27 protein-coding genes are annotated in these 22,015 nt (G+C 68.6%); 11 read left to right on the top strand and 16 right to left on the bottom strand.

Annotation, left to right across the window (positions count from 1 at the left end; all coding sequences use genetic code 11):
• The first annotated feature begins 115 nt into the window (after positions 1-115).
• The 4 genes from nhaA (at position 116) to ACGFY5_RS31575 (ending at position 3,882) form a co-directional block, all read left to right on the top strand.
• Positions 116-1,390 (top strand): Na+/H+ antiporter NhaA, encoded by a 1,275-nt coding sequence (gene nhaA, locus ACGFY5_RS31560; RefSeq protein ID WP_392725526.1) that lies wholly within the window; start codon positions 116-118, stop codon positions 1,388-1,390.
• Between the two features lie 88 nt (positions 1,391-1,478).
• Entirely contained in the window at positions 1,479-1,931 is a 453-nt protein-coding gene (locus tag ACGFY5_RS31565) for a CBS domain-containing protein (protein ID WP_392725528.1), read from the top strand.
• A complete protein-coding gene (locus ACGFY5_RS31570; RefSeq protein ID WP_392725531.1) occupies positions 1,928-3,220 on the top strand; it encodes an SLC13 family permease in 1,293 nt (430 codons plus the stop codon). The genes ACGFY5_RS31565 and ACGFY5_RS31570 overlap by 4 nt, the downstream gene beginning before the upstream one ends.
• A gap of 65 nt (positions 3,221-3,285) precedes the next feature.
• Positions 3,286-3,882, top strand: a complete 597-nt coding sequence (locus ACGFY5_RS31575) for a TetR/AcrR family transcriptional regulator (protein ID WP_392725533.1) — start codon at positions 3,286-3,288, stop codon at positions 3,880-3,882.
• Here ACGFY5_RS31575 and ACGFY5_RS31580 read toward each other — a convergent pair.
• The 4 genes from ACGFY5_RS31580 to ACGFY5_RS31595 form a co-directional block, all read right to left on the bottom strand.
• A complete protein-coding gene (locus ACGFY5_RS31580) occupies positions 3,870-4,178 on the bottom strand; it encodes a glycosyl hydrolase-related protein (protein WP_392725535.1) in 309 nt (102 codons plus the stop codon). The two genes, ACGFY5_RS31575 and ACGFY5_RS31580, sit on opposite strands and share 13 nt — an antisense overlap.
• Before the next feature lie 137 nt (positions 4,179-4,315).
• Complete coding sequence (locus ACGFY5_RS31585) at positions 4,316-5,731, bottom strand: dihydrolipoyl dehydrogenase family protein (RefSeq protein ID WP_392725538.1); 1,416 nt, start codon at positions 5,729-5,731, stop codon at positions 4,316-4,318.
• A 1-nt stretch (position 5,732) separates the two neighbouring features.
• Entirely contained in the window at positions 5,733-6,293 is a 561-nt protein-coding gene (locus ACGFY5_RS31590) for a hypothetical protein (protein WP_392725540.1), read from the bottom strand.
• A gap of 47 nt (positions 6,294-6,340) precedes the next feature.
• Complete coding sequence (locus ACGFY5_RS31595) at positions 6,341-6,643, bottom strand: EthD family reductase (RefSeq protein WP_392725543.1); 303 nt, start codon at positions 6,641-6,643, stop codon at positions 6,341-6,343.
• 135 nt (positions 6,644-6,778) lie between these two features.
• On the opposite strand from ACGFY5_RS31595, the gene ACGFY5_RS31600 reads away from it, so the two are divergent.
• Complete coding sequence (locus ACGFY5_RS31600) at positions 6,779-7,453, top strand: TetR/AcrR family transcriptional regulator (RefSeq protein WP_392725544.1); 675 nt, start codon at positions 6,779-6,781, stop codon at positions 7,451-7,453.
• Positions 7,454-7,468: 15 nt separating this feature from the next.
• On the opposite strand, the gene ACGFY5_RS31605 is transcribed toward ACGFY5_RS31600, so the two are convergent.
• The 3 genes from ACGFY5_RS31605 to ACGFY5_RS31615 form a co-directional block, all read right to left on the bottom strand.
• The gene (locus tag ACGFY5_RS31605; RefSeq protein WP_392725546.1) at positions 7,469-8,812 is read right to left on the bottom strand and encodes a serine hydrolase domain-containing protein; all 1,344 of its coding nucleotides are present in this window, start codon (positions 8,810-8,812) and stop codon (positions 7,469-7,471) included.
• An 84-nt stretch (positions 8,813-8,896) separates the two neighbouring features.
• Positions 8,897-9,421: a hypothetical protein gene (locus ACGFY5_RS31610; protein WP_392725548.1), complete on the bottom strand. Its 525-nt coding sequence runs from the start codon at positions 9,419-9,421 to the stop codon at positions 8,897-8,899.
• Positions 9,422-9,613: 192 nt separating this feature from the next.
• Complete coding sequence (locus tag ACGFY5_RS31615; protein ID WP_392725549.1) at positions 9,614-9,922, bottom strand: MerR family transcriptional regulator; 309 nt, start codon at positions 9,920-9,922, stop codon at positions 9,614-9,616.
• Between the two features lie 357 nt (positions 9,923-10,279).
• Between ACGFY5_RS31615 and ACGFY5_RS31620 the strand changes: the two genes are divergently transcribed.
• Entirely contained in the window at positions 10,280-11,584 is a 1,305-nt protein-coding gene (locus ACGFY5_RS31620; RefSeq protein WP_392725551.1) for a PP2C family protein-serine/threonine phosphatase, read from the top strand.
• Here ACGFY5_RS31620 and ACGFY5_RS31625 read toward each other — a convergent pair.
• The gene (locus tag ACGFY5_RS31625; protein ID WP_392725554.1) at positions 11,492-12,316 is read right to left on the bottom strand and encodes a class I SAM-dependent methyltransferase; all 825 of its coding nucleotides are present in this window, start codon (positions 12,314-12,316) and stop codon (positions 11,492-11,494) included. The genes ACGFY5_RS31620 and ACGFY5_RS31625 overlap by 93 nt on opposite strands.
• A 90-nt stretch (positions 12,317-12,406) precedes the next feature.
• On the opposite strand from ACGFY5_RS31625, the gene ACGFY5_RS31630 reads away from it, so the two are divergent.
• Entirely contained in the window at positions 12,407-12,541 is a 135-nt protein-coding gene (locus ACGFY5_RS31630; RefSeq protein WP_392725555.1) for a hypothetical protein, read from the top strand.
• 22 nt (positions 12,542-12,563) lie between these two features.
• On the top strand, positions 12,564-13,307 hold the full coding sequence (locus ACGFY5_RS31635; protein ID WP_392725557.1) for a MerR family transcriptional regulator: 744 nt from the start codon (positions 12,564-12,566) through the stop codon (positions 13,305-13,307).
• Here ACGFY5_RS31635 and ACGFY5_RS31640 read toward each other — a convergent pair.
• The 3 genes from ACGFY5_RS31640 to ACGFY5_RS31650 form a co-directional block, all read right to left on the bottom strand.
• On the bottom strand, positions 13,281-13,862 hold the full coding sequence (locus ACGFY5_RS31640) for a TetR/AcrR family transcriptional regulator (protein WP_392725559.1): 582 nt from the start codon (positions 13,860-13,862) through the stop codon (positions 13,281-13,283). The genes ACGFY5_RS31635 and ACGFY5_RS31640 overlap by 27 nt on opposite strands.
• A gap of 15 nt (positions 13,863-13,877) precedes the next feature.
• Entirely contained in the window at positions 13,878-14,618 is a 741-nt protein-coding gene (locus ACGFY5_RS31645) for an SDR family NAD(P)-dependent oxidoreductase (protein ID WP_392725562.1), read from the bottom strand.
• Positions 14,619-14,717: 99 nt separating this feature from the next.
• Positions 14,718-15,830 (bottom strand): FAD-dependent monooxygenase, encoded by a 1,113-nt coding sequence (locus ACGFY5_RS31650; RefSeq protein WP_392725565.1) that lies wholly within the window; start codon positions 15,828-15,830, stop codon positions 14,718-14,720.
• A gap of 75 nt (positions 15,831-15,905) precedes the next feature.
• On the opposite strand from ACGFY5_RS31650, the gene ACGFY5_RS31655 reads away from it, so the two are divergent.
• On the top strand, positions 15,906-16,541 hold the full coding sequence (locus tag ACGFY5_RS31655) for a TetR/AcrR family transcriptional regulator C-terminal ligand-binding domain-containing protein (RefSeq protein ID WP_392725567.1): 636 nt from the start codon (positions 15,906-15,908) through the stop codon (positions 16,539-16,541).
• Here ACGFY5_RS31655 and ACGFY5_RS31660 read toward each other — a convergent pair.
• Positions 16,510-17,259, bottom strand: coding sequence for an SDR family NAD(P)-dependent oxidoreductase (locus tag ACGFY5_RS31660; RefSeq protein WP_392725569.1), 750 nt, complete (start codon positions 17,257-17,259; stop codon positions 16,510-16,512). The genes ACGFY5_RS31655 and ACGFY5_RS31660 overlap by 32 nt on opposite strands.
• 155 nt (positions 17,260-17,414) lie before the next feature.
• Between ACGFY5_RS31660 and ACGFY5_RS31665 the strand changes: the two genes are divergently transcribed.
• Positions 17,415-18,020, top strand: a complete 606-nt coding sequence (locus tag ACGFY5_RS31665) for a dihydrofolate reductase family protein (RefSeq protein WP_392725571.1) — start codon at positions 17,415-17,417, stop codon at positions 18,018-18,020.
• A 50-nt stretch (positions 18,021-18,070) separates the two neighbouring features.
• On the opposite strand, the gene ACGFY5_RS31670 is transcribed toward ACGFY5_RS31665, so the two are convergent.
• On the bottom strand, positions 18,071-18,871 hold the full coding sequence (locus tag ACGFY5_RS31670) for an NADPH-dependent F420 reductase (protein ID WP_392725573.1): 801 nt from the start codon (positions 18,869-18,871) through the stop codon (positions 18,071-18,073).
• A 100-nt stretch (positions 18,872-18,971) separates the two neighbouring features.
• Here ACGFY5_RS31670 and ACGFY5_RS31675 point away from each other — a divergent pair, with 100 nt between their 5' ends.
• Positions 18,972-19,865 (top strand): helix-turn-helix domain-containing protein, encoded by an 894-nt coding sequence (locus ACGFY5_RS31675; protein WP_392725574.1) that lies wholly within the window; start codon positions 18,972-18,974, stop codon positions 19,863-19,865.
• Here the strand turns inward: ACGFY5_RS31675 and ACGFY5_RS31680 are convergent.
• From ACGFY5_RS31680 to ACGFY5_RS31690, 3 genes are all read right to left on the bottom strand, one after another.
• Positions 19,772-20,701 carry a DUF5996 family protein gene (locus ACGFY5_RS31680; RefSeq protein WP_392725577.1) on the bottom strand — a complete coding sequence of 310 codons (930 nt, stop codon included), beginning with the start codon at positions 20,699-20,701 and terminating at the stop codon, positions 19,772-19,774. The two genes, ACGFY5_RS31675 and ACGFY5_RS31680, sit on opposite strands and share 94 nt — an antisense overlap.
• A gap of 64 nt (positions 20,702-20,765) precedes the next feature.
• Positions 20,766-21,497 (bottom strand): MerR family transcriptional regulator, encoded by a 732-nt coding sequence (locus tag ACGFY5_RS31685; RefSeq protein WP_392725579.1) that lies wholly within the window; start codon positions 21,495-21,497, stop codon positions 20,766-20,768.
• A 30-nt stretch (positions 21,498-21,527) separates the two neighbouring features.
• Positions 21,528-21,944 carry a MarR family winged helix-turn-helix transcriptional regulator gene (locus ACGFY5_RS31690; RefSeq protein ID WP_392725582.1) on the bottom strand — a complete coding sequence of 139 codons (417 nt, stop codon included), beginning with the start codon at positions 21,942-21,944 and terminating at the stop codon, positions 21,528-21,530.
• Between the last annotated feature and the right edge of the window lie 71 nt (positions 21,945-22,015).

Below are 22,015 nucleotides of genomic sequence, written 5' to 3' on the forward strand. Positions count from 1 at the left end.
CCCGGGGCTGCTCGAGGTGATCCGTACAGCCTGTAACCAGGTACTATGGCGCGTGGTGTGCCGGGAAGCCTGGTCGGCGACGTCATTTGCCGACCCTTCCGACGCCGGGAGCACCATGTCTCAAGCCAACCTGCTGCGCCGCGGATCGTGGGTCGAAGCCCGCCGCATCGCCGAGGTCCTCCGTAACGAGACCGTCGGCGGCATCCTCCTGCTGGCCGGTGCTGTCCTCGCCCTGGTCTGGGCGAATTCACGCTGGTCAGACGGCTACGTCTCGGTGCGCGACACCGTCGTGGGACCTCACGCTCTGCATCTGGACCTCTCCCTCGGGGAGTGGGCCGCCGACGGGTTGCTGGCGATCTTCTTCTTCGTCGCCGGGCTCGAACTCAAACGCGAGTTCGTCGCCGGCGACCTGCGTGACCCGCGCCGGGCCACCGTTCCGGTCGCCGCCGCGGTCGGCGGTGTGGCCGTGCCCGCGTTGCTCTACGTGGCATTCAATCTCGGCGGTGACGGTCTCTCCGGCTGGGCGGTCCCCACCGCCACCGACATCGCGTTCGCGCTCGCCGTGCTCGCCGTCATCGGCAGCGCGCTACCCCCGGCGCTGCGGACGTTCCTGCTCACCCTCGCGGTCGTCGACGACCTTTTGGCGATCGTCGTCATCGCGCTCTTCTACACCGACCACCTGTCGGTCTGGCCGCTGCTCGGTGCGTTGATCCCGCTAGCCGCGTTCACGGTGTTGGTGCAGCGCCGGGTCCGCGTCTGGTGGCTGCTGCTGCCGCTCGCCGTGCTCACCTGGGGGCTGGTGCACGCTTCTGGCGTGCATGCCACCGTCGCCGGGGTGCTGCTCGGCTTCGCGGTTCCGGTTCTGCGGCGGACGCCGACGCCCGGACCTGGTCTGGCCGAGCACTTCGAGCACCGGTTCCGGCCGATCTCCGCAGGGGTCGCCGTTCCGGTCTTCGCGTTCTTCGCCGCCGGTGTCACCGTCGAGGGCCTCGAGGGGCTCCGCACCGCGCTGACCGACCGGGCGGCCATCGGCATTGTCGTCGGTCTCGTGGCCGGTAAGACGATCGGTATCTTCCTCACGACCTGGATCGTCGCGCGTTTCACCCGCGCCAGGCTCGACGAAGGTCTGGCCTGGGTCGACGTCCTCGGCCTCGCCGTGTTGTCCGGCATCGGCTTCACTGTTTCGTTGCTCATCGGCGAACTCGCTTTCGGCGCCGGCAGCGAACGCGACGAACACGTCAAGGTCGCCGTGCTCACCGGATCGGTCCTCGCGGCGATTCTGGCCACCGCGATCCTCCGCGTCCGCAACCACGTCTACCGGCGCATCCGCCAGGCCGAAGCGGTCGACGCCGACGACGACGGCATCCCGGACGTCTATCAAACGCGTTGACTGGCGATCGCCCGGATGTTCGATGTCGAGCGGCTGGTGGGGATACCCGACGACGACGAACCCGAGCGCCGCCCGAAGGAGGCCGACGATGCTCGCCCGTGACCTGGTCCGCCCTTATCCGCTCGTCACCGCCGACAGCGACGCGTTCACCGCCGCGAAACTCGTCGCCGAACGCGACCTGCAAGCCGTGCTGGTCACCGACGGCGGACCCGACGGCGCACCGTACGCGGTCCTGCCTGCCGCGCGCCTGCTGGAACTGATCGTTCCCGCCTACATCCTGGACGACCCGCGACTGGCCGCCGTCGTCGACGAACCGCACGCCGACCGACTGTGCGACGCCCTCGCCGGCCGCCGAGTCGCCGACTGCCTGCCCGAGAAGCACAAGATGCCGCCGGTCGTCGCGCCGGACGACACCGCGCTGGAGGTCGCCACGCTCATGGTCCGCGAACGCAGTCCCCTGGTCGTGGTCGTCGAGGACGGCCGCACCCTCGGCGTCATCAGCTCGTCCCACCTGCTCGACCGCCTCCTGGCGATCACGTGAGCGGCTGGCAGGCCTGGGCTGCGCTGGCGGTCTTCGTCGGTGCTTACGTCCTGATCATCAGCGAACGCATCCCCCGCACGACCGCCGCTCTCGGCGGTGCAGGCCTGATGCTCGCGATCGCCGCCACCGACGACGTAGCCGCGTTCTACGACGAGCGCACCGGCATCGACTGGAACGTCGTCTTCCTGCTCCTCGGAATGATGGCGATCGTCGGCGTGCTCAAGCAGACCGGCCTCTTCGAGTACCTGGCCATCTGGGCCGTGAAGCGGGCCCGAGGACGCCCGTTCCGGGTCATGGTCATGCTGATCCTGCTTACCGCGATGGCGTCGGCGCTCCTGGACAACGTCACCACTGTGCTGCTGATCGCCCCGGTCACGCTGCTCGTCTGCGATCGCCTCGGCCTGCCGGCCGCCCCGTTCCTGATCGCCGAAGTGTTCGCGTCGAACATCGGCGGCACCGCGACACTCGTCGGTGACCCGCCGAACATCATCATCGCCAGCAGGGCCGGGCTGAGCTTCAACGACTTCCTCGTCCACCTGCTGCCGATCTCCGCGGTGCTCACTGTCGTGTTGATCGGTCTGTGCCGGATCCTCTTCCGCCGCGTCTTCGTGTTCGACGCCGGGCGCGCCGCCGAAGTGATGTCACTGAACGAGCGAGAGGCCATCCGGGACCGGCGGCTGCTGATTCAGGGCTTGATCGTGCTCGCGCTCGTCGTTGCCGGGTTCGTCCTGCACCCCGTGCTCCACTACGCGCCCAGCGTAGTGGCGCTGCTCGGCGCCGGGCTCCTCGTCGCGATCTCGAAAGTCGAGACGCCCGAGGTGCTCCGCGAGGTCGAGTGGCCGACGCTGGCGTTCTTCGCCGGGTTGTTCATCATGGTCGGCGCGCTCATCGAAACCGGCATCATCGGCACGGCGTCGAAAGCTCTCGCCGGCACGATGGGCGGCTCCGATCCGGGCGCGGCGATGATCCTGCTGTTCGGCTCCGCCGTGCTGTCGGGTGTCGTGGACAACATCCCATACGTCGCGACGATGGCGCCGATCACCGCCGACCTCGCGCAAAGCTCAGGCGACAACCATGTGCTCTGGTGGGCACTGGCTCTCGGTGCCGACCTCGGCGGCAACGCCACCGCGATCGGCGCCTCGGCCAACGTCGTCGTGCTCGGCATCGCCGAACGCAACCGGCAACCGATCAGCTTCTGGGAGTTCACCCGCTACGGGCTGATCGTCACCGCGGTCACCGTTGGGCTCAGCGCCGTCTATCTGTGGCTGCGGTACTTCGCGTTCGGCTGACCCGGATCCGGAGAGCCGTCGGCCGCTCGGTGGTAGACCGAACGTTCTTTCGCTAAAATTGAACCGTGTCGCACACTGCCGTCGAAGCCCGCCCGTCCGAAGCGCGGACCCGGCTGCTCACCACGGCGAGCGGCATCTTCTACGCCGACGGGATCCACTCGGTCGGCGTCGACCGCATCATCTCCGAGGCGGCGGTGACCCGCGCCACCTTCTACCGCCACTTCCCGGGCAAAGAAGACCTCGTCCTGGCCTATCTGGCCGGAGTCGACCAAGCCATCCGCAGCCAGGCGGAGGCTGCCATCGCCACCGGCACGTCGGCTGCCGATTCCGTTCGGGCGTTGGCGTCCTCGATCGCGCAGGGCATCCAGTCACCCGGCTTCCGTGGGTGCGCCTTCCTGAACGCCGTGGCCGAGTACCCCGATCCCGCGAGCTCCGTGCACCAGGCCGTTCTCGCCCATCGCGCCTGGTTCCTCGACACCGTCCACACGTTGATGCGGAACATCGAGGAGACCCAAGCCGACGCCGCCGCACAGCATTTCGTCATGCTGCGCGACGGCGCCATGGCAGCCGGGTGCCTGTTCGACCCGGCCGTGATCTGCGAGACGTTCCTCCGCGGCGTCGACGGACTCGTCGGGATCCACGGTTCACGTCAGCCGTCCTGACCGCCACCCGGGCTGATTCGCACGGTCACGACCTCGAAAGGTCGCAGGTCGAGTTCGATGCATTCCTGGGGAGTCCAGGTCTGCTGACCCAGCGTGCGTTCGAGGAGATCGGTCCGCCACGCCGCCGTGAACTCGAAGTTCGGCACGACGGTCGATCGCGCGCGCGCTCCGGCCGCCTCGTAGAGGCGGACGACGAGGTCGCCCGATCGGTCCTCGGCGAGCTTGACCGCTTCCACCAGTACGGACGCCGCAGAGACGCTCACGACGGGTTCGACGCCGTGGAGGGCGTTGGCCACAGCCTGTTTCTCGGAGGCGCGCTGTTCGGCGTCCTCGGTGCTCTCAGCGTGACGCGGGTGCGCGGCGTTCGCTGACGCGTCTACGTGCGCCTCCTCCCGTTCCGAACCGCGGGAGGAGGAGTACTCCGACCGGCCGATCAGCGGCCGTACGCCTCGAGCAGGCGCAGCCAGACCTCACTGACCGTGGGGAAGGCGGGCACGGCGTGCCACAGACGATCCAACGGGACCTCGCCGACGACTGCGATCGTCGCGGCGTGGATGAGCTCGGCCACGTCCGGACCGACCAGCGTGAACCCGACGATCACCCGTCGGTCCTCGTCGACGACCATCCGGGCGTGCCCCTGGTAGCCCTCGGCGTGCAGCGCGGAACCCGCGACGGCGGCCAGGTCGTAGTCGACGACCCGGGTCCGCAGACCGGCGGCCTCGGCGGCGGCCGCGGTCAGCCCCACCGACGCCACCTCCGGCTCGGTGAAGACGACCTGCGGAACCGCCCGCTCGTCCGCTGTGGCGACGTGCCGCCCCCAGCGCTGGTCCTGCACGACCTCGCCCTTGGCGCGCGCCACGATCACGTCGCCCACCGCGCGTGCCTGGTACTTGCCCTGGTGGGTCAGCAGCGCCCGCCGGTTGACGTCACCGGCCCCGTACAGCCAGCCGTCGCCGATCAGCTCGCCGTCGTCACCGACGACGCGCAGCGTGTCGTCCACCGTCAACCAGCCGCCGGGCTTCAAGCCGACCAAATCGACGCCGATGTCCTGCGTGTTCGGTGTACGGCCGATCGCGACGAGGATCTCGTCGGCGTCGAGCTGCTCGCCGTCGGTCTGCGTGACGTGCACGGTGCCGTCGCCGTCGCGGCTCACCGACGCCACTTCGGCACCGATGCGAACCGACACGCCTGCTTCCTCAAGGGACTTGACGACCCGCTCGCCGACGAACGGCTCCGCGAGGTGCAGCACGCCGTCGCGGGCGAGCACGGTCACCGTCGATCCGAGGCTCGAGTACGCGGTGGCCATCTCCGACGCCACCACTCCACCTCCGACGATGACGAGCCGGCCGGGAACCGCGCTCGCGGCAGCCGCTTCCCGGCTGGTCCACGGCTCGACGTCGCGCAGGCCGCTGATGTCCGGGACCAGTGCGCTGCTTCCGGTCGCGACGACGACGGCGTGTCGGGCGGTGAGCATCGTGCCGCCGACCTCGACGACCCGGTCGCCAGCGATCCGGCCCTGGCCGCGGTAGAGCGCGATCCCCGCCGAATCGAGCCAGGACACTTGCCCGTCGTCGTTCCAGTTCGAGGCGAACGAGTCCCGCCGGCGGAGGACAGCGGCGACGTCGAGGCCGCCGACGTCCACGCCAGGTACCTGGCGCGCCGCCCGCAGCGCGGCGGTACCGCGCAGCAACGCCTTGGTCGGCATGCAGGCCCAGTAGGAGCATTCGCCGCCGACCAGCTCGCGCTCGACGATGGCGGCGGTCAGACCGCCCTGGATCACGCGGTCGGCGAGGTTCTCTCCGACCGGACCCGCGCCGATGACGACGACGTCGTAAGTGTGGTCGGTCATTTCAGTTGCCTTTCGCAGAGCGGCCCAGACGGATGGCCGCGATGAGGAAGAAAACGGCGCCGGGAATGGCGTAGCCGACCGCGTTGGTCAGCATCGGGTCGTCCGCGGAGGCGGCGGCGATGAACGAACTGCCGGCGAGGACGGAGAGGCCGCCGCTGATGATCATCGGCCACTGGCCGCCCATCCTGCGCCTGGTCACACCGACGACGAGCTGGACCAGACCGGCGACGACGGCCCATGCGCCCCACACGCGCAGGACGGCTGGGATGCCGGACGAACCGGCCACGGCGAGCCCGACCGCGGCGAGCGTGCTGACCGCGATGTTGAGGTAGAGCAGGTTCGGCGATCCGGTGCTGCGGGTCGAGCGGGCGTCGTAGACGGCAGCGGCCACGTCGACCAATGGGTAGATCACCAACAGCGTCGTCGTGAGTGGGTTCAGGTCCTTGGCGACCGCGAACGTCACCAGCGCCCAGACGACGGCGAACCCGGCGCGGGCGAAGTAGAGGCGCCGGAGGGCTGCCGCCGTCGTTGCGAGGACGCCGGGTGCTGCAGTGGTGGTCATGGGGATCCTTTTCGAGGGGCTGGGCTTCTCGGGGTGTGCGGGCGCGATCAGGCTTCGATGTCGGAGAACAAGCCCTTGAACGGGACCTTGCTCTCCACCAGGGCGCCGAAGAGGTCACCGGCGGCCTGCGTCGTGACCGCGGCGGAGGCGTCTTCGTAGCTGTCGAAGTAGAGGTCGAGCGTCCGGTAAGCCGGGGTGGCCGTGCCGTCCTCCTTCGGCCACACCTTGGCCGACTCGAGTCGCTGCAGCTTCGGGAACTTCTCCGCGGACGCCTTCACGTCGGCGTAGAGGTGCTCGAAGTCTTCGGGGTTCGCGGGATTGTCGATGATCAGCGTGATCTTGGTAGGCATGTCGCCCTCGCAGGTGGAACGAACGTTCTGTCACGCATCACGCTATGTCAGCCTGGGCGGATCGTCAATACCGAACGTTCTATCTGCAGGACAGATATTCTTGAACTAAGTACAAGCCATTACTAGGCTGTTGACGTGCCTCGGAACACGCTGACCGCCGAACAGATCGTCCGTGCTGCCATCGGACTACTCGACGACGAAGGCCTCGACGGCCTCAACATGCGTGCCCTCGGCGAACGGCTCGGCTCCGCCGCGACAGCGATCTACTGGCACGTCAAGACCAAGGACGAACTCGTGCGGCTCGCCGCCGACGCAGCGTGGAGCGAGATCCCTCTCCCCCGTCTCGACGCCGCCGACTGGCGGACCAGCGCCACCGCGATGGCCACTGGCCTGCACGACATGCTCACCCGGCACCTGTGGATCGGCCAGGCCTTCGGAAGCTACCTGCTCTTCGGCCACGGCAACGCCCGCTACGACGACCACAGCCTCGCTCTGTGGGAAAGCGCCGGCTTCTCTCCCGACGAGGCCGACCAGGCCGCCGCCACCGTGCTGCTCTTCGTCCTCGGGAGCGCGCTCTCGCCCGGTGCGATGGTGTCACTGACCCGACGCCTCGCCCGCGCCGGCAAAGACGCCGGAAAGACCATCGAGGACGCGATGACCGAGGCGGGCACGATCGCGGAAAGCTATCCACGGCTACGCGAACGGCTCACCACCACCGCTGGATCCGACTACGCTGCCGCCCCCGACAGCACGTTCACCTTCGGCCTCCGGGCGATCCTGGACGGGTTCCAGGTACGCCTCGGACGCTGACCAGGAAGTGGCTGACTAGGAGCGGCTGAAGAGCCGCCCGGCCAGATCGACCCCGATCACGGCGCCGGTCTCGTCGCGGGTGAAGTATCCGCGTTGCCCGGCCAGTCCGCCGTCGACGACGACGTACTCGTCGGTGACGTCGGGCAGGAAAGCGATGGTCGCCGGCGGATAGTCCGGCGGCATCTCGTCGTCGGACGCCGCACGGATCTCAGGTTTGATCGCGGCCGAGAGGGTGAGCCGGGAGCCGTCCGTGGCGATGTCGATGTTCATCGCGTCGATCTCGTAGCGCCCGGCGACCTCCTCGGAACGCGCGGCGTCGTACGGCAACGGCTCGGGCTCTTCCTCCACCACCCCGAGGTAGTGCTCCAGCGCCCACCGGACGATCGCCTGGTTGAACAGGTAGCCGTCCGGGCCGCTGTTGGCCAGGGAGACCACGGCGAAGTTCCGCTCCGGGACGAGAAGCAACTCGGCGAACTGTCCGGCGCCCGATCCGCCGTGCCCGACCGTTTCGACTCCGCCCACTGTCCGCAGGAACCAGCAGACCCCGAACCCGTCACCGAGCGAGCTGGCACGGAGCTCGACCGTCTGCTCCCGCATCCGGCGCAGCGCCTCGACCGGCAGCACACCGTCTCCGTCGCCGAGGTGGAACTGGGCCCAGCGCAGCAGGTCGTCCACGGTGGACGCGGCTCCCCCACCGGGGTTGTTGCCGTTGCTCTGTTTCCACGGCCGCGCGGGCCGCAGAACTCCCTCGTCACCGGTGTGTCCGACGGCGAACTTCCGGATGAGCACGTCGTTCAGGTCGAACACCGTGTCGGTCAAGCCGAGCGGCTCGAGGAGCAGGGAGGCCACGGCCCGCTCGTACGACTCACCGGTGACCTTCTCGATGACCCGTCCGGCCAGGTTGTAGCCGGCCTGGCTGTAGGACGCCCTGGTTCCTGGCTCCGCGATCTGGGGCAGGTCGACCATCGCGGTGACGAAGCCTTCGATGGAGGCGTCCCGACCGTCGGTGTGAATCAGGTTCCAGTCCAGCCCCGCCGTGTGGTTCAGCAGGTTCGACACCGTGATGCGGGCCGCGGCGTCGTCGTCGACGAGGCGTAACTCGGGAACGTACTTCCGCACCGGCGCGTCCAGGTCGACCCGGCCCTCGGCGGCGAGGCGCATCAGGGCGGTCGCGGTGAACGTCTTGGTCACCGAAGCGAGGTGGAACACCGTGGTTTCGTCGATCGGAACCGGATGATCGACGTTCGTCACCCCGAATGACGCGGTGTCCTTCCGTCCGTCGACGAGGATGCCGACAGCCGCGCCGGGGACGTCGAATTGGCCAGCCGTCGTGTGTACGGCGTCGAGCAGGGCGTTCATGGTTCCTCCGGTTGGGTGAGCTATGGCTGTGGACGAGAAGGGCTTGGGTCAGGCCGCGGCGATGGCGGCGGCAGTGAGCAGCGCTCAGCCGAAGATCAGGGTGAGCAGCACGAGGGCACAGCCGGCGAAGACCACTGTGTTGCGGATGGTCTGAAGGGTCCAGGTCCAGTTCGGGAAACCGTCTTCGGCTGCCTTGAGCAGTGCAGGGACGTCGATGCGGGCGAGCATCGGATCGCCCTTCTTGGCGAAGGCCGCCCGCACGGACCGGGTGGCGGTCAGATTGCTGTAGACGATGACGGCGTTGGCCAGCAGGACGAGGGTCTGAAAGATCCAGGTCAGCGGGTGCGCGAGGCCAACGCCGAGGACATTGAGGACGGCGAGGACCACCAACACCGCGGCGATCGTGACGGGCGCGGCGGTTTCGTGGCCGCCGGCGTCGAAACGCATGCCGTTCTCGTGCAGCACAGTGTCGCGGACGTTCTGGCGGCGTAGTTCGGCTCGCGCGCCGGCCATCGCGGTCGCTCCGTAGCGGCTGCGGACGATCGGCATGGAGACGAACGCCGCGGCGACGGCGAGCTGCGAAACGGCGATGACGATGCCGGCGTTCATGGTGACCTCCGAGGTCGTAGGGCGGAGCTCGGAGGCACCCGCCACTTGCACTAAGTACAAGTTAGACCGCGACTTGAACTTAGTGCAAGAGATTCTCGAACTAAGTTCAAGTCGGTGGAGGTCCGGCTCGATATGCCGAGTCGGGTAAAAGAAGCGATTCGTCCGGTCGTCAGATACGACCGCCGCTCACCGTCACCCTTCGGGGCGGTTCGCCTGGTTGAGTCGCAAGGCTTCCTCGAGCTGGTCTTCGAGGATGATGATGCGGCACGCGGCGTCGAGGGCAGTGCCCTGATCGACGAGCTCCCGGGCGCGGGCAGCAAGCCGCAACTGGTACCGGGAGAAGCGGCGGTGTCCGCCGGCCGACCGTGTCGGGGTGATCAACTTCGCCTCGTCGAGGCTGCGCAGGAATCCCTGCGAGGTGCCGAGAATTTCTGCCGCGCGGCCCATCGTGTAGGCCGGGAAATCCTCGTCGCCGAACATGTCGTCGGGCTCTTGGGCCATGCCACCTCCACGTCTGGGCCCCGGCACACTCAGCGCCGGGGCCCAGGATAACGGGTTAGAAACACCATCTACCGATTACCAACATCGGCTTACTCATCCGCGCCGGCCGAACTGCGACGGCACCAGGCGCGAGAATTTCATCAGCGTGACCGGAGACCACCTCTCGTTCGACGGAAACTGCGGTAGCCAGGCTGTCCTGCTCGTCAGCTTCTCTGCGTTCTCTTCTTGCGACGTGAGGAACATTAGCCAGCGCGCGAGAGCATGTCTAGTCCCGTCACCATAGATTTTCTGATCGGACTGATCGAGCTTCGATGCTATGACAGTCATCGCCGTTCACCCGTACCTATGCTCTGCCAGGTGAGCATCGAGGGCGTCTCGGACGCGGACCTGTGGGAGATGCTCTTCGCCGTCGAGAACGCGGCGCCCGACGACGCCGTGCAGGTGGTCGTCCGGCGACTGGCCGTCGGTGTCGAAGCAACGGCGGCCTCGTTCCTGGTGGCCGATCTGAGCGGCCGGGCGTTGGTTCGCATGACACACATACCGGACCTAGCGACCGTCGCCGCGCGCCGTCAAGACGGGGAGGCCGTGACGGTTCTGCCCTTCGACGGCGGACCCCAGGAACAAGCGCTGCGTTCTCAACGCATGCAGGTCGTACCCGACGCGGACGGCACCTGCGTCGTCACGGCGCCGGTCACCGAGCGGGGGGAGACCATCGGCGTTCTGGAACTCGCGTTCCCTGCCGACCCCGACGAGGCGACTCTCGACGCGGTCGGCCGGGGCGCCCACGTCCTCGCCTATGTCGTCATCGCCGCCCGGCGCCACACCGACCTGTTCGAGTGGAGCCAGCGCACCGTGCCGTTCAACCTCGCGGCCGAGATCCAGCGTCGGCTGCTACCCAGCGCGTTCACCTGCGAAGCAGCCGCTTTCACCCTGTCCGCCTGGCTGGAGCCGGCAGCCACAGTGGGTGGGGACACCTTCGATTACAGCTTGGCCCGCGACGTCCTGCACATGAGCGTGACCGATGCGATGGGCCACGGGGTGGACAGCGCCCTGCTCGCCACGCTGGGAGTCGGGAGCCTCCGCAACAGCCGACGGCTGGGCAGGACGTTGACCGAGCAAGCCAACGCCGCCAACCAGACACTCAAGGACAACGCGCCGGCCGGGTTCGGCTTCGCGACCGGGTTGATTGCCCGGCTGGACCTCCCCACCGGCCGTTTGCACCTGGTGAACGCCGGGCACATTCCGCCTCTTCTCGTCCGCGACGGAGCCGTCGAGGAGCTGAGGCTTCCGATCGATCTGCCGTTCGGAATCCGCAGCGGACAGACGTACCGCACGACCGAGCTGACGTTACGGCCGGGCGACCGCCTCGTGCTGCTCACCGACGGCATGCTCGAACGTCGAGGGTCCGTCGTCGATCTCAACGGTCCCCTGCTGACGTGCGCGGACTCCCATCCGCGGGAGGTCGTTCGCGCGCTCACCGACGCGGTTCTTTCCGCAGGTGGCCCCGCGCTCGCCGACGACGCCTCCCTGCTCGTTCTCGACTGGTACGGCAACCACCACGATCCCGGATCAGCCCTCGACGGACGAGCGAGTGCCGCTGAGCAGCCGGCAGGCGTACGGCAGGGCGTACGAGCCGTCGGCCCCGCGGTAGTCGGCCAGTAATTCGAACAGCTCCCGGCGGACCTCGGCGAGCTGGGCGGAATCGAGCCCGCCGGTGGCCGTGCTCAGGAAGATCGGATCGTTGGCGAACTCCCACAGGGCCACCTCGTCGGCGAAGTCGACCTGCCAGGTGACCAGTTCGCTGCGCACGTCCACGAGGCCCGCGTCGGCGAGCCACCGCTCCCGCCGACCCGGCATGGCGAACCGTTCCGATCGCTCGACCGCGGCGGCGATCGGAGGGTTGAGCCATCGGCGCAGGCTCACCGAGAGCGCGTACGAGATGAGGTTCTTGCTGCCCGCGTCCCAGGTGGCGATGCTGAAGACCCCGCCGGGCCGCAGCACCCTGGCCACCTCCCGAGCCTCGGCGCGCGGGTCCGCGGCGAAGGAGAGCAGGCCGAAGCGGGACACGACGGCGTCGACGCTGTCATCGGCGAGGTCGAGGTGCTGACTGTCCATGACCTCGTAGCGGGCGTCGGCCAGCCCCCGGGCGCTCGCCTTGCGCGTCGCGATCGCAGTCATCGCGTCGGCGGAGTCGACGCCGAGTAACTGCACCCCGGGGTACCGGCCGAGAAGCGTCAGGCCCGGCTCGCCGGTTCCACACGCGACGTCCAGGACCAAGGCTGCGGGCTGCAGTTGGCCCAGACGGTCGCCGATGTCGTCAGCCACCGGGGCGAGGATCGGCAGGTACCGATCGAAACTCGCCGCCATCTCGTCGAAGTCGAAATCTTTGTCCACAGAGGTGCCTTCCGTGAGGAGCCTCTGACGCTAGCCGCTCCGCTCCGGCCCTGTTTCGACGCGGCCGGCTCGGCAACTCGGCAGGAACTCGTGCGGGAAGTGGTCGAGCGCTCCCCGGTCGGCCACCTCTCCCGGCGCGAGCAGGAACGGCTCCTCCAACTCGCCTTCAAAGCCCTACCGCGCCCCACCGACGGCGGACCGGCCCCGTTCTGCCTGGACGAGTGAGCCCGGGTGCTAGCGTCGCGCCGTGGCGTGGAGCACCAAGGAACTCGCCGATCTCGCCGGCACCACCGTGAACACCATCCGGCACTACCACCGGCTCGAACTGCTCGACGAACCGGAGCGCCACACCAACGGGTACAAGCAGTACGGCATACCGCACCTCATCTGCCTGCTGCGCATTCGGCGGCTCGTCGAACTCGGGGTACCGCTGTCAGAGATCAGCTCGGCGAGGTTGCGCGACAGCGACGTTCCTCCGGAGGTGCTGCGCCGGGTCGACGCCGAGCTCGCGGCCGAGGTCGAACGCCTGAACAAGGCTCGCGCCGACATCGCCGCCGTCCTCCGTGACGGTGCACCGGCCGACGCCCCGGCGGGCTTCGGGTCCATCGCGCGACGCCTGTCCGCGAACGACACGTCGCTCCTCCACGTCTACAGTCGCCTCTACGGCGAGGACGCCATGAAAGACCTGCGGCGGATCGCGGAGAGCAGGTCCGACCCCGTCAACGCGGAGTTCGAAGCGCTACCCCCGGACGCCGACGAAGCCACCCGGCAAAGCATGGCCGAACGGATCGCGGCCATGATCGCCAAGGACCTGATCGACTATCCCTGGCTGACCGGCCCATCCGGGCACCTGGGCCAGCACGAGAACGCTGCGAAGGCGACGTTTCGGGATGCGGTGGCCTCGCTCTACAACGCCGCACAGCACGACGTGTTCACCAGGGCCAACCGCCTCGCCTACGAGCAGCTACGCGGGCTTCGCGGCAGCGAGTAACACTTCGGCGGTAGCCCGGGCGGCCTCGGCGGCGGCCGGGTCGGGATCGGTCGCCGATGCGGCGATGTTGGCGCCGTCGTAGAGCTGGACGAGTTGGTTGACCAGCCTCTCCGGGTTGCGGTAACCGCCCTGCCCCACCGGGACCGCGAACAGTTCGTGCAGCCAAGCGCGGAACTTCTTTTCGGCCAACTCTTCGGTGCTTCCGGGCTGGGGGACCCCGGCGTGGTGGAAGGCGCATCCCGCGAAACCGGGCTCGGCGAAGATCCGGTCCAGCGCCTCGAACACGGCGAGGATCCGGTCGTGCGGGTCGGTCTCCTCGGCGGTCCGCGCGTCGATGGCGGCCACCCATCGGTCGTGCTGACGCAGCAGGTACTCGCGGACCAACTCGTCCTTGCCGCCGAAGTTGTAGTACAGCGAGCCCTTGGCGACGCCGGCCTCCTCGAGGATCCGGTCGATGCCGACCGCGTGGATCCCCTCGCGGTAGAAGAGCCGGTCGGCCGTTTCGAGCAGGCGCTCACGTGCGGAGCGCCTGCCCGGACCGGCCACCGATGTCATGCATCCAGCCTACGGTCAGAAGGGCTGCAGTGCTTCGGCCGCGGTGAGGCCGCCGTCCACGGGAATGGTGGCCCCGCTCACGAACGCGCCGGCGGGCCCGGCGAGAAAAGCGATCACCTCGCTGACGTCCTCCGGCTGAGCGATGCGGCGCAGCGGGGTGATCGGGATGTAGCCCTGCAGCATCTCGGCCGGGACGCTGGTGAGAACCGGACCGGGCGCGACCGCGTTGACGCGTACCCCGGCCGGTCCGTACTCGGCAGCCCAGGCGCGGGTCAGTGAACCCACCGCCGCCTTGGTGGCGCCGTACACCGCGTTGTAGGCCCCGCCGAGCTGGGCGGCCCCACTGCTGACGTTGATCACGCTGCCGCCACCGCGCTCGGCCATCTTCGGGGCCAGGGCGGTGGTCAGCAGGTACACCGCACGCACGTTGGCGTCGAGCATCGCGTCGTACTGCTCGACGCTGATGCCGGCGCTGGGACCGAAGCTGCCCACCCCCGCGTTGTTCACCAGCACGTCCACCTCGCCGGCTTCCGAAACCAGCCGGGCGATGTCCTCGGCGTCCAGGAGATCGGCGGCGACGAAACGGGCCGAGCCGCCGTCGGCCTGGATCTTCTGGACCACCTCCGTCCCGCGCTCGGTGTCGCGGCCGGTCACCACCACGCTCGCGCCTCGCGCAGCCAGGGCGAAGGCCGTCGCCCTGCCGATGCCGGTGGTGGAACCGGTGACGAGGGCGTTCTTACCGGACAACTCGCTCATGACAACCTCATTCTTTAGACCGATCTGTCTAAAGCCAATTTAGACAGCTCTGTCTAAAGCGCAAGGGTGGCCTCGGCCACAGCGCCGGTCACGTCGAGGTCAACCGCCGGCGCCGACCGGCTGGAGCAGCTGATTGCGGGACGCGATCGCTTCCCGGGTGGGCGGCACGAGAAGCGCACCACCACCTGCGACCGTCCCCTGGGCGAATTCCACGTACGGACGTTGGCGGGCCTCGTACCGCGCGAACGCCGTTGCGTAGTCGTCGCCCGACCGCTCGAGCTCCTCGGCAAGGAACTGGGCCCCGGTCAGGGCCAGGGACGTGCCCCGACCCGCGAGCGGGGACGCACAGTGGGCAGCGTCGCCCACGAGCGCGAACCGGCCGCGGTGCCAGGTGGGCAGGTGAATCTGGCTGACCGAATCGAAGTAGAGATGGGGATCGGCGCGCACCGCGTCCAGAATCGCGGGAATCTTCCAGCCGCAGCCTTCGAAGTGATCGAACAGCAGGTTCTTCTGCGCTTCGACGTCGCGGTAGTCGTAGTCGACGGGGTCCGACAGGAACATCAACAGGCCTATCGCCCTGTCCTTGAACCGGGCGATTCCGGCCAGGAGCCCAGGCGAGTTGTACATGGGGTTGATCCGCTCGGCCTCTGCATCGGCCTCCCCGGGCATATCCGCGATGGCGACGTAGAGACCGAGGTGCCGGATCCAGTTCTGCTCCGGACCGAAGACGAGCCGCCGCACGGCCGAGTGCATGCCGTCGGCACCGAGGACGAGATCGAAGCCTTCCGAACCACCGGAGGCGAATCCGACGTCCACCCGGTCGTCGCGCTCGGCGACGGATTCGATCGACTCACCGAGGCGCAGGGCCACGGTCACCGGCAGCGCGTCGGCCAGGATCCGGGCCAGGTCCTCGCGGGCGATCTCGATGTCGTCGGGCGAGTCCCCGATGTCGTCCGGTAACCGGCCGACCGCCGTACCGTTCTCGTCGACGAAGTGCACCTGCTCGGTCATCCGGATGCGCGCGTCGCGGATCGCGGACAAGAGACCCATCTTCTGGGCGACGTCGATCGCGTCGCCGCGGACGTCGATGGGCGAACCGTTGCCCCGGAGTTGATCGGCCCGCTCGACGATCGTGACGGAGTGACCGCGCATCCCGAGATCGCGTCCGAGCGAGAGGCCGGCGACGCCCGCGCCGGAAACGAGAATGTTCATGCCACTCCTTAAAGAGACTGTTCGTCTCTACAAGAGTAGCTCGCGTCCTCCTCGAGGGGGATGTGAGGATGAGGCGTGGCCGACGACAGCACACGAGCAGCGGCGCGACCCGGGGGTCGCAACGCCCGGGTGCGAGCGCAGATCCTCGCGGCGACGACCGAACTCGTTGCCCGGAACGGGGTCGCCGGCCTGCGGTACGAGGAGGTCGCCGACCTCGCCGGGGTCAACAAGAACAGCGTCTACCGCAACTGGCCGGACCGGACGAAGCTCGTCAGCGACGCGCTGCTCGACTATGCCGAGGACTCGGTTCCGCTCAACGACTCCGGCGACCTACGCCGGGACCTGATCGACTTCCTGGTGGCCTACGCCGAGGGCCTGTCGAGCCCTATTGGCCGGGCATTGGCGCAAGCCACCGTCGCGGCGTCCGGGAACGCCGATCTCGACGAGGCGGTCCGGGCTGCCCACGATCAGCGGCTCGCCACCGCCCGTCGGCGGTTCGACCGCGCCGTCGAAAGCGGGGAGATCCCCTCCGTCGACAGCTACTTCCTCGTCGAATTGCTGTCCGGGCCGGTCTACGCCTACGTCAACCGGCGACGCCGCCCTTTCACCCGCGACGTGGCCGAGCAGATCGTCGACGTGGTGCTGACCGGCGTTCGCGCGATCTCCCCCGCGGTTCCGGTTACAGGCTCTGGCCGCCGGACAGGTCGATGATGCTCCCGGTGGCCCAGTGGAAGGCGTCGGAGAGCACGACGGGCACGGCCGCGGTGATGTCGTCGACCGTCGCGATACGACCCTGCGCGATCGTGTGCGCAGCCAGTTCCTGGACCTGCGGTGCGTGCATGATCCCGCCACCGAAGTCGGTCTCCACCGCGCCGCCCATCAGCGTGTTGACCCGGATTCCCCGGTCGGCGAGCTCGACGGCCTGATACCGGGTGAGTGCTTCCACCGCGCTCTTGGTCGCGGCGTAGGCAGCCATTCCCGGCACCACGCCGCGGGTCAGCGCGGTGGTCACGTTGAGGATCCGCGCGCCGTGGGCCAGCAGCGGCAGCACGCTCTGCGTCAGGAAGAACGGTCCCCGCAGGTTGACGGCGACGAGCTCGTCGAACTGCGCCGGCGTGGTCTCGACGAACGGCACGAACGTCCCGATACCGGCGTTGTTGACCAGGTAGTCGAGCCGGTGCGCGCCGAAACGGTCGCGGACCGTCTCTTCCGCGGAGGCGACGAAGTCGCCGAACGTCTCGGGCCGCGCGACGTCCAACGACAGGAACGCGATGCGGTCGCCGAGGTCGGTGGTCACTTTTTCGGCCTCGTCCGCGCCCTGGCGGTAGGTGCCGAGAACAGCGACGCCGGCCCGCGTGAGGTGGCGGGCCATGCCCTCCCCCAGTCCACGGTTCGCTCCGGTAACCAACGCGACTTTCTGATCGATCATGGCCCGATCATCGGGCGGGTCCGTGCCGGTCGACAGCGACCGTCCGCTGAGCGGACAGCTGTGGCTCACGTCACAATCTGAGACGTCGAGGGGGCGCCAACCGCTCCGACCCACCGCCGGGAAGAGTTCGTCGTACTACTTCTGGAGGTCGAACGATGTCGGACACCACCTGCCACATGTCGCTCTCGCTGGACGGCTTCGTCGCCGGCCCGGACCAGAGCCGCGAGAACCCCCTCGGCAAACGGGGCCTGGAGCTGCACAGCTGGCACATCGGCGACCCGCGCGCCAACGACGCCGACAAGATCGCGGCCGAGTGGCTGATGCGCCCGCGCGGCGCGTACGTGATGGGCCGCAACATGTACGGCCCGATCCGCGGCGACTGGGACGAGGACTGGACCGGCTGGTGGGGCGCCGAACCGCCGTACCACGCACCGGTGTTCGTGCTGACCCACCACGCCCACGACCCGATCGAAATGGAAGGCGGAACGACCTTCCACTTCGTCACCGACGGCTTCGACGCGGCCTACGCCGCAGCCCAGGAGGCGGCCGGCGACAAAGGCGTCGACATCGCCGGTGGGGCCTCCACCGTCCGGCAGGCGCTGATCGCCGGTGTGATCGACGAGCTCGCCCTCGATATCGCGCCGGTCGTGCTCGGCTCCGGCGAGAGCATGTTCGACGGCGTCGAGTCGTTCGGGTTCGAGCCGGTCGAGGTGCTCCACTCGCCACTGGCGACGCACATCCGCTACCGCCGCGCCGGCTGAGGCTCCGTGGGTCGAGCCCCGCTCACACCGGTGAGCGGGGCCCTGTCCCTCTACCGCTGGACGGTGTCGGCGCTCGCGAGCGCCAGGAAGATCGCGACGTGGGCCGGAGGCATGGCGGCGAGCGTTCCCCCGACCGGTGACGGACGCTCGGCGCTGTCGATCAGCTTTCGGGCGGCGTCGCGGGAGACGGGCGGGACGGGCGCCTCGAGGTAGTGCTTCTTCTCCTCGTCCTCGGTGAGCCCGTCCGGAACGGTGGGGGCGTAGGGCCAGAAGTAGATCGGGGTGTTGGGTTCGATGCGCCAGCTCTCCGCGAGTGGGCCGGCGTCGATCACGTCGTAGCCGACCGCCTCCAGGAACCGGGTGACGACCTTCTTCGCCTCGTCGTCGTCGCCGGCGATCGGCATGGTCGTCCTCTCCGGGTCGCCCTCCGGGCGGGCGTTGGAGTACATGTGGTTCCAGTCGAGGTTGTGCAGCGCCTTGACGACGAGGGAGCTCGCGAGATGCCGCTGCACGAGTTCGCTCGAGGTGAGCGCCTCACTGTCGAGTTCGGCGTTGCGCCAGAACTCCGGGTAGTAGTTCGTCTGGTCGATGATCACCTTCCCGGCGAATTGGTCGGCCGGCAGGGCCGCGTAGCTCGGGAGGGGAAGCGAGAGCGCGATGACGTCGCCCGCGGCGATCGCCTCGTCGACGGTGCCCGCGCTCGCGAGCGGACCCAGTTCGTCGACGAGCCGCGTGATCGTCTCCGGGCCCCGCGAATTGCTGATCACGACGCGGTAGCCCGCGTCGACGGCCAGGCGCGCGACCGAGCCGCCGACCAGGCCGGAGCCGATGATTCCGATCGTCTGTGTCATGACCGAAACCTCTCCCGTCATCGGGCGGGGTACCAGGCGTCGTTCTCGCTATGACTGCGGGTACCACCCAACTTCTGCCGCCCCGGCGCACACTGGAGAAGTGACCGAGTTGGGTACTGCCCTCCGTGCGTGGCGCGAGAGTGTCGGACCGGAGAGCGTCGGCCTGCCGCGCGGCGGCGACCGCCGGGTGCCCGGTCTTCGACGCGAAGAGCTCGCGCTGATGGCCGGCGTCTCGTTCGACTACCTGGTCCAGCTCGAACAGGGACGCGCGACCAACCCGTCGACACAGGTCCTCCAGGCGCTGGCGAGGGTGCTGCGCCTGAACGACGTCGATCGGGAAGCCCTGTACCGGCTGGCGGGTCTGATGGTCCCGCCGTCGGGATCGGTGCCGCGCGAGGTTCCGCCCGGCGTACAGCGCATGATCGATCGAATGAGTGACACCCCCGTGGCCGTCTTCACCGCCGCGTGGGACGTCGTGCAGTGGAATCCGCTGTGGGGAGAGCTGTTCGGAGAGGGTCTCGCTCCGAACATGGTCTGGGGACACTTCGCCGGGGAAGTCCCCGCCGGTGCGTCGGAGATCGAGCGCGACGCAGCGCACACCGACGCGTTCGAGCGCATGATGGTGTCCGATCTGCGCCGCGCGGCCGAAAGATATCCGGACGACCGCGCCGTCACCGAGCTGATCGGCGGCCTACGCGAAACCAACCCGCGCTTCGCCGAGCTCTGGACGCGCTACGAGACCCTGCCGCTCGGCGGTTCGCGGAAGACGGTCGTGCACCCGGAACTCGGACCGATCACGCTCGACTGCGACATCCTCGCCATCGAACGCGCCGACCTGCACATCGTGCTCAACTGGGCCGCTCCGGGCACGCCCGACGCGGAGAAGCTCGACGTGTTGCGTCAGCGAGCGGTAGCCGCCGGTTGTTGCCACCGGAACGGGTCGTCCTCCAGCGCAGGACGGTCCCACCGTCCGAGGTCCGCGGCCGCTTCGTAGGTGGTGCGGAGGAACTCGGCGACCGCGCGGTCCGGGTCGGCGGCGGCACGCGCGGCCTCGTACGGCAGCAGGAACTGCTGGAATTCGGTGCTGTAGTAGGCCCCGTCAGGGCCGACCGGCTGATCGGCGAACCCTTCGGGCGCGGGGTAGGCGTACGAGTAGAACGCGCCCTCTTCACCACCGCCGGGCCAGAACCCGCAGCTGGACAGCTCCCGGGAGTAACCCTCGACCATGACCCAGTCCCCGCAGTTGGGCGCTCCGCCGGGGTGCGGCGGCGCCGACCGCCCGGAGAAGCGGGTACAGGCCAGGTCCATCGCACCCCAGAAAAAGTGCACCGGACTGACCTTGCCGACGAAATGCGACCGGAACTCGCCCATCACGCGGTTCGCCTGCAGCAGTTGCCTCCAGAACAGGGCGACGGCCTCACCGTCGTAGGAGGCGTGCTCGTAGTCCTCGGCGAACGGGACCGCCGGATCGACCTCGTTGGGATGCGGCCGGATCGGCGCCTCGATCCCGAGCTGGTCGAGCATGTGCAGGACGCGGGTGTAGAACTCGGCGACCGGCATCGGCCGGAGCGGGAGACTCTGCGTGCCACCGTTGCTGCTGCGGATCTCCAGTTGGTGGCCGACGAAGTCGAACTCGATCTCGAAGGCTCCCGTGCGGTGCGGGATCGTCGACGTCGTCAGGCCGCGCGGGCTGACGTAGAGGGTCACCTGCCACCAGTGGTTGACCAGCGGAGCGTGGGCCATCCGGATCTTGCCGACGATCTGCGTCCACATGTGCAGGGTTTCGCGAGTGGGGGTCCACTCCGAGACCCGCAGGCGCGGCCAGGTCATGACGCATCCCCTTCGTCGACGAGCGAGCGACGCGGAAAGCCAACAGTGTGTTGCCGGAACAGGGTCAAGACCCCGACTGACGCAGCTCGCGGGCGAGGACGCTCGCCCGGCCCATCACGTCGAGCTGGGCGGGGTTGTACAGGTTGGCCACGGCGTCGAGGAACGTCTCCCGGGTGACGCGCTCGCCGTGGGACGTGCGACCCGTCGCGTCGCTCAGCCAGGGGTACTCGGCGAGGTGCTTGACGAGGACCGGCGCGATCTGCTCGGCGAGACGCTGGCGGGTCGCCTCGTCCGCGTCGGCCGAGAGGGCGTCGAACTCCCCGTTGGTGGGATCGTCCTCGTCCTCCGCCATCCTCTGCAGGTCCTTCATCGCGTCCGCGTCGTACAACTGCGCGTGGACGTGGAGGAGTGAGGTGTCCGCTTCGGACAGGCGCGGCGCGACGGACTCGAAGCCGGCCGGCGTATCGGCCGGGACACCGGCGCGCAGGATGGTGGCGATGTCCGCGCGGGCTCGCTGCAGGCGCTCGGCCTCCACGGCGAGCTCGGCGTCGACCTGACGCAGTACGTCCGAGGAGATCGCTCCGTTGGTACGGACCTCGCCGATCTGCGCGAGCGGCACCCCCAGCTCCACGAGCCGCCGGATGCGCAGCAGACAGACCAGGTGCTCGACGCCGTACTGCTTGTAGCCGTTGTACCGGCGCTCCGGCTCCGCCAGCAGACCGAGCCGATGGTAGTGGCGGATGGTGTTCACCGTGGTGTCGGCGAGTTCCGCTAGCTCACGGGTGCTCCAGGCCACGGCGCCAGGGTATCCAGTACGAAAACCGTGTCAATCGGACTCCAGCAGCTTGAGCAGAAGCCGCCGGAACTCCTCCCGCTCCCGCTCCTCGAGACGCGACATCATCGCAGCGAACTCGCTTGCCAGGGCAGCCAGTGCGCGCTCCAACACCTCCCGCCCCTGCGGTGTCGTCGCGAGCCGGTGACGGCGCAGGTCACCCTCGTCGATCTCGCGCTGCACCAGCCCGGCGGCGACGAGGTTGCGCAGGTAGGTGGTGATGCTGGCCTTCGGCAACATCAGCTTCTCGGCGATCGCGACCGGGTAGCGGCACGTGTCGACCTCGTCGAGGACGTAGAACTCCTTGGTTTCGATGCCCAGCACCGCCAGTTGCGGCTCGGCCGCGTTCATCACCCGCGTCAGCAGACGCTGGTTGAGCTTCCACAACTGGGCGGAGTCCTCGTCGCTCATCGACACCTCCACCAAAGTGATACGGTTCTGAACTAGTTCCAAACCGAACTAGTTGGCTGAAGGGACTTTCC

The sequence above is a fragment of the Cryptosporangium sp. NPDC048952 genome, assembly GCF_043197895.1.
GTDB lineage: Bacteria > Actinomycetota > Actinomycetes > Mycobacteriales > Cryptosporangiaceae > Cryptosporangium.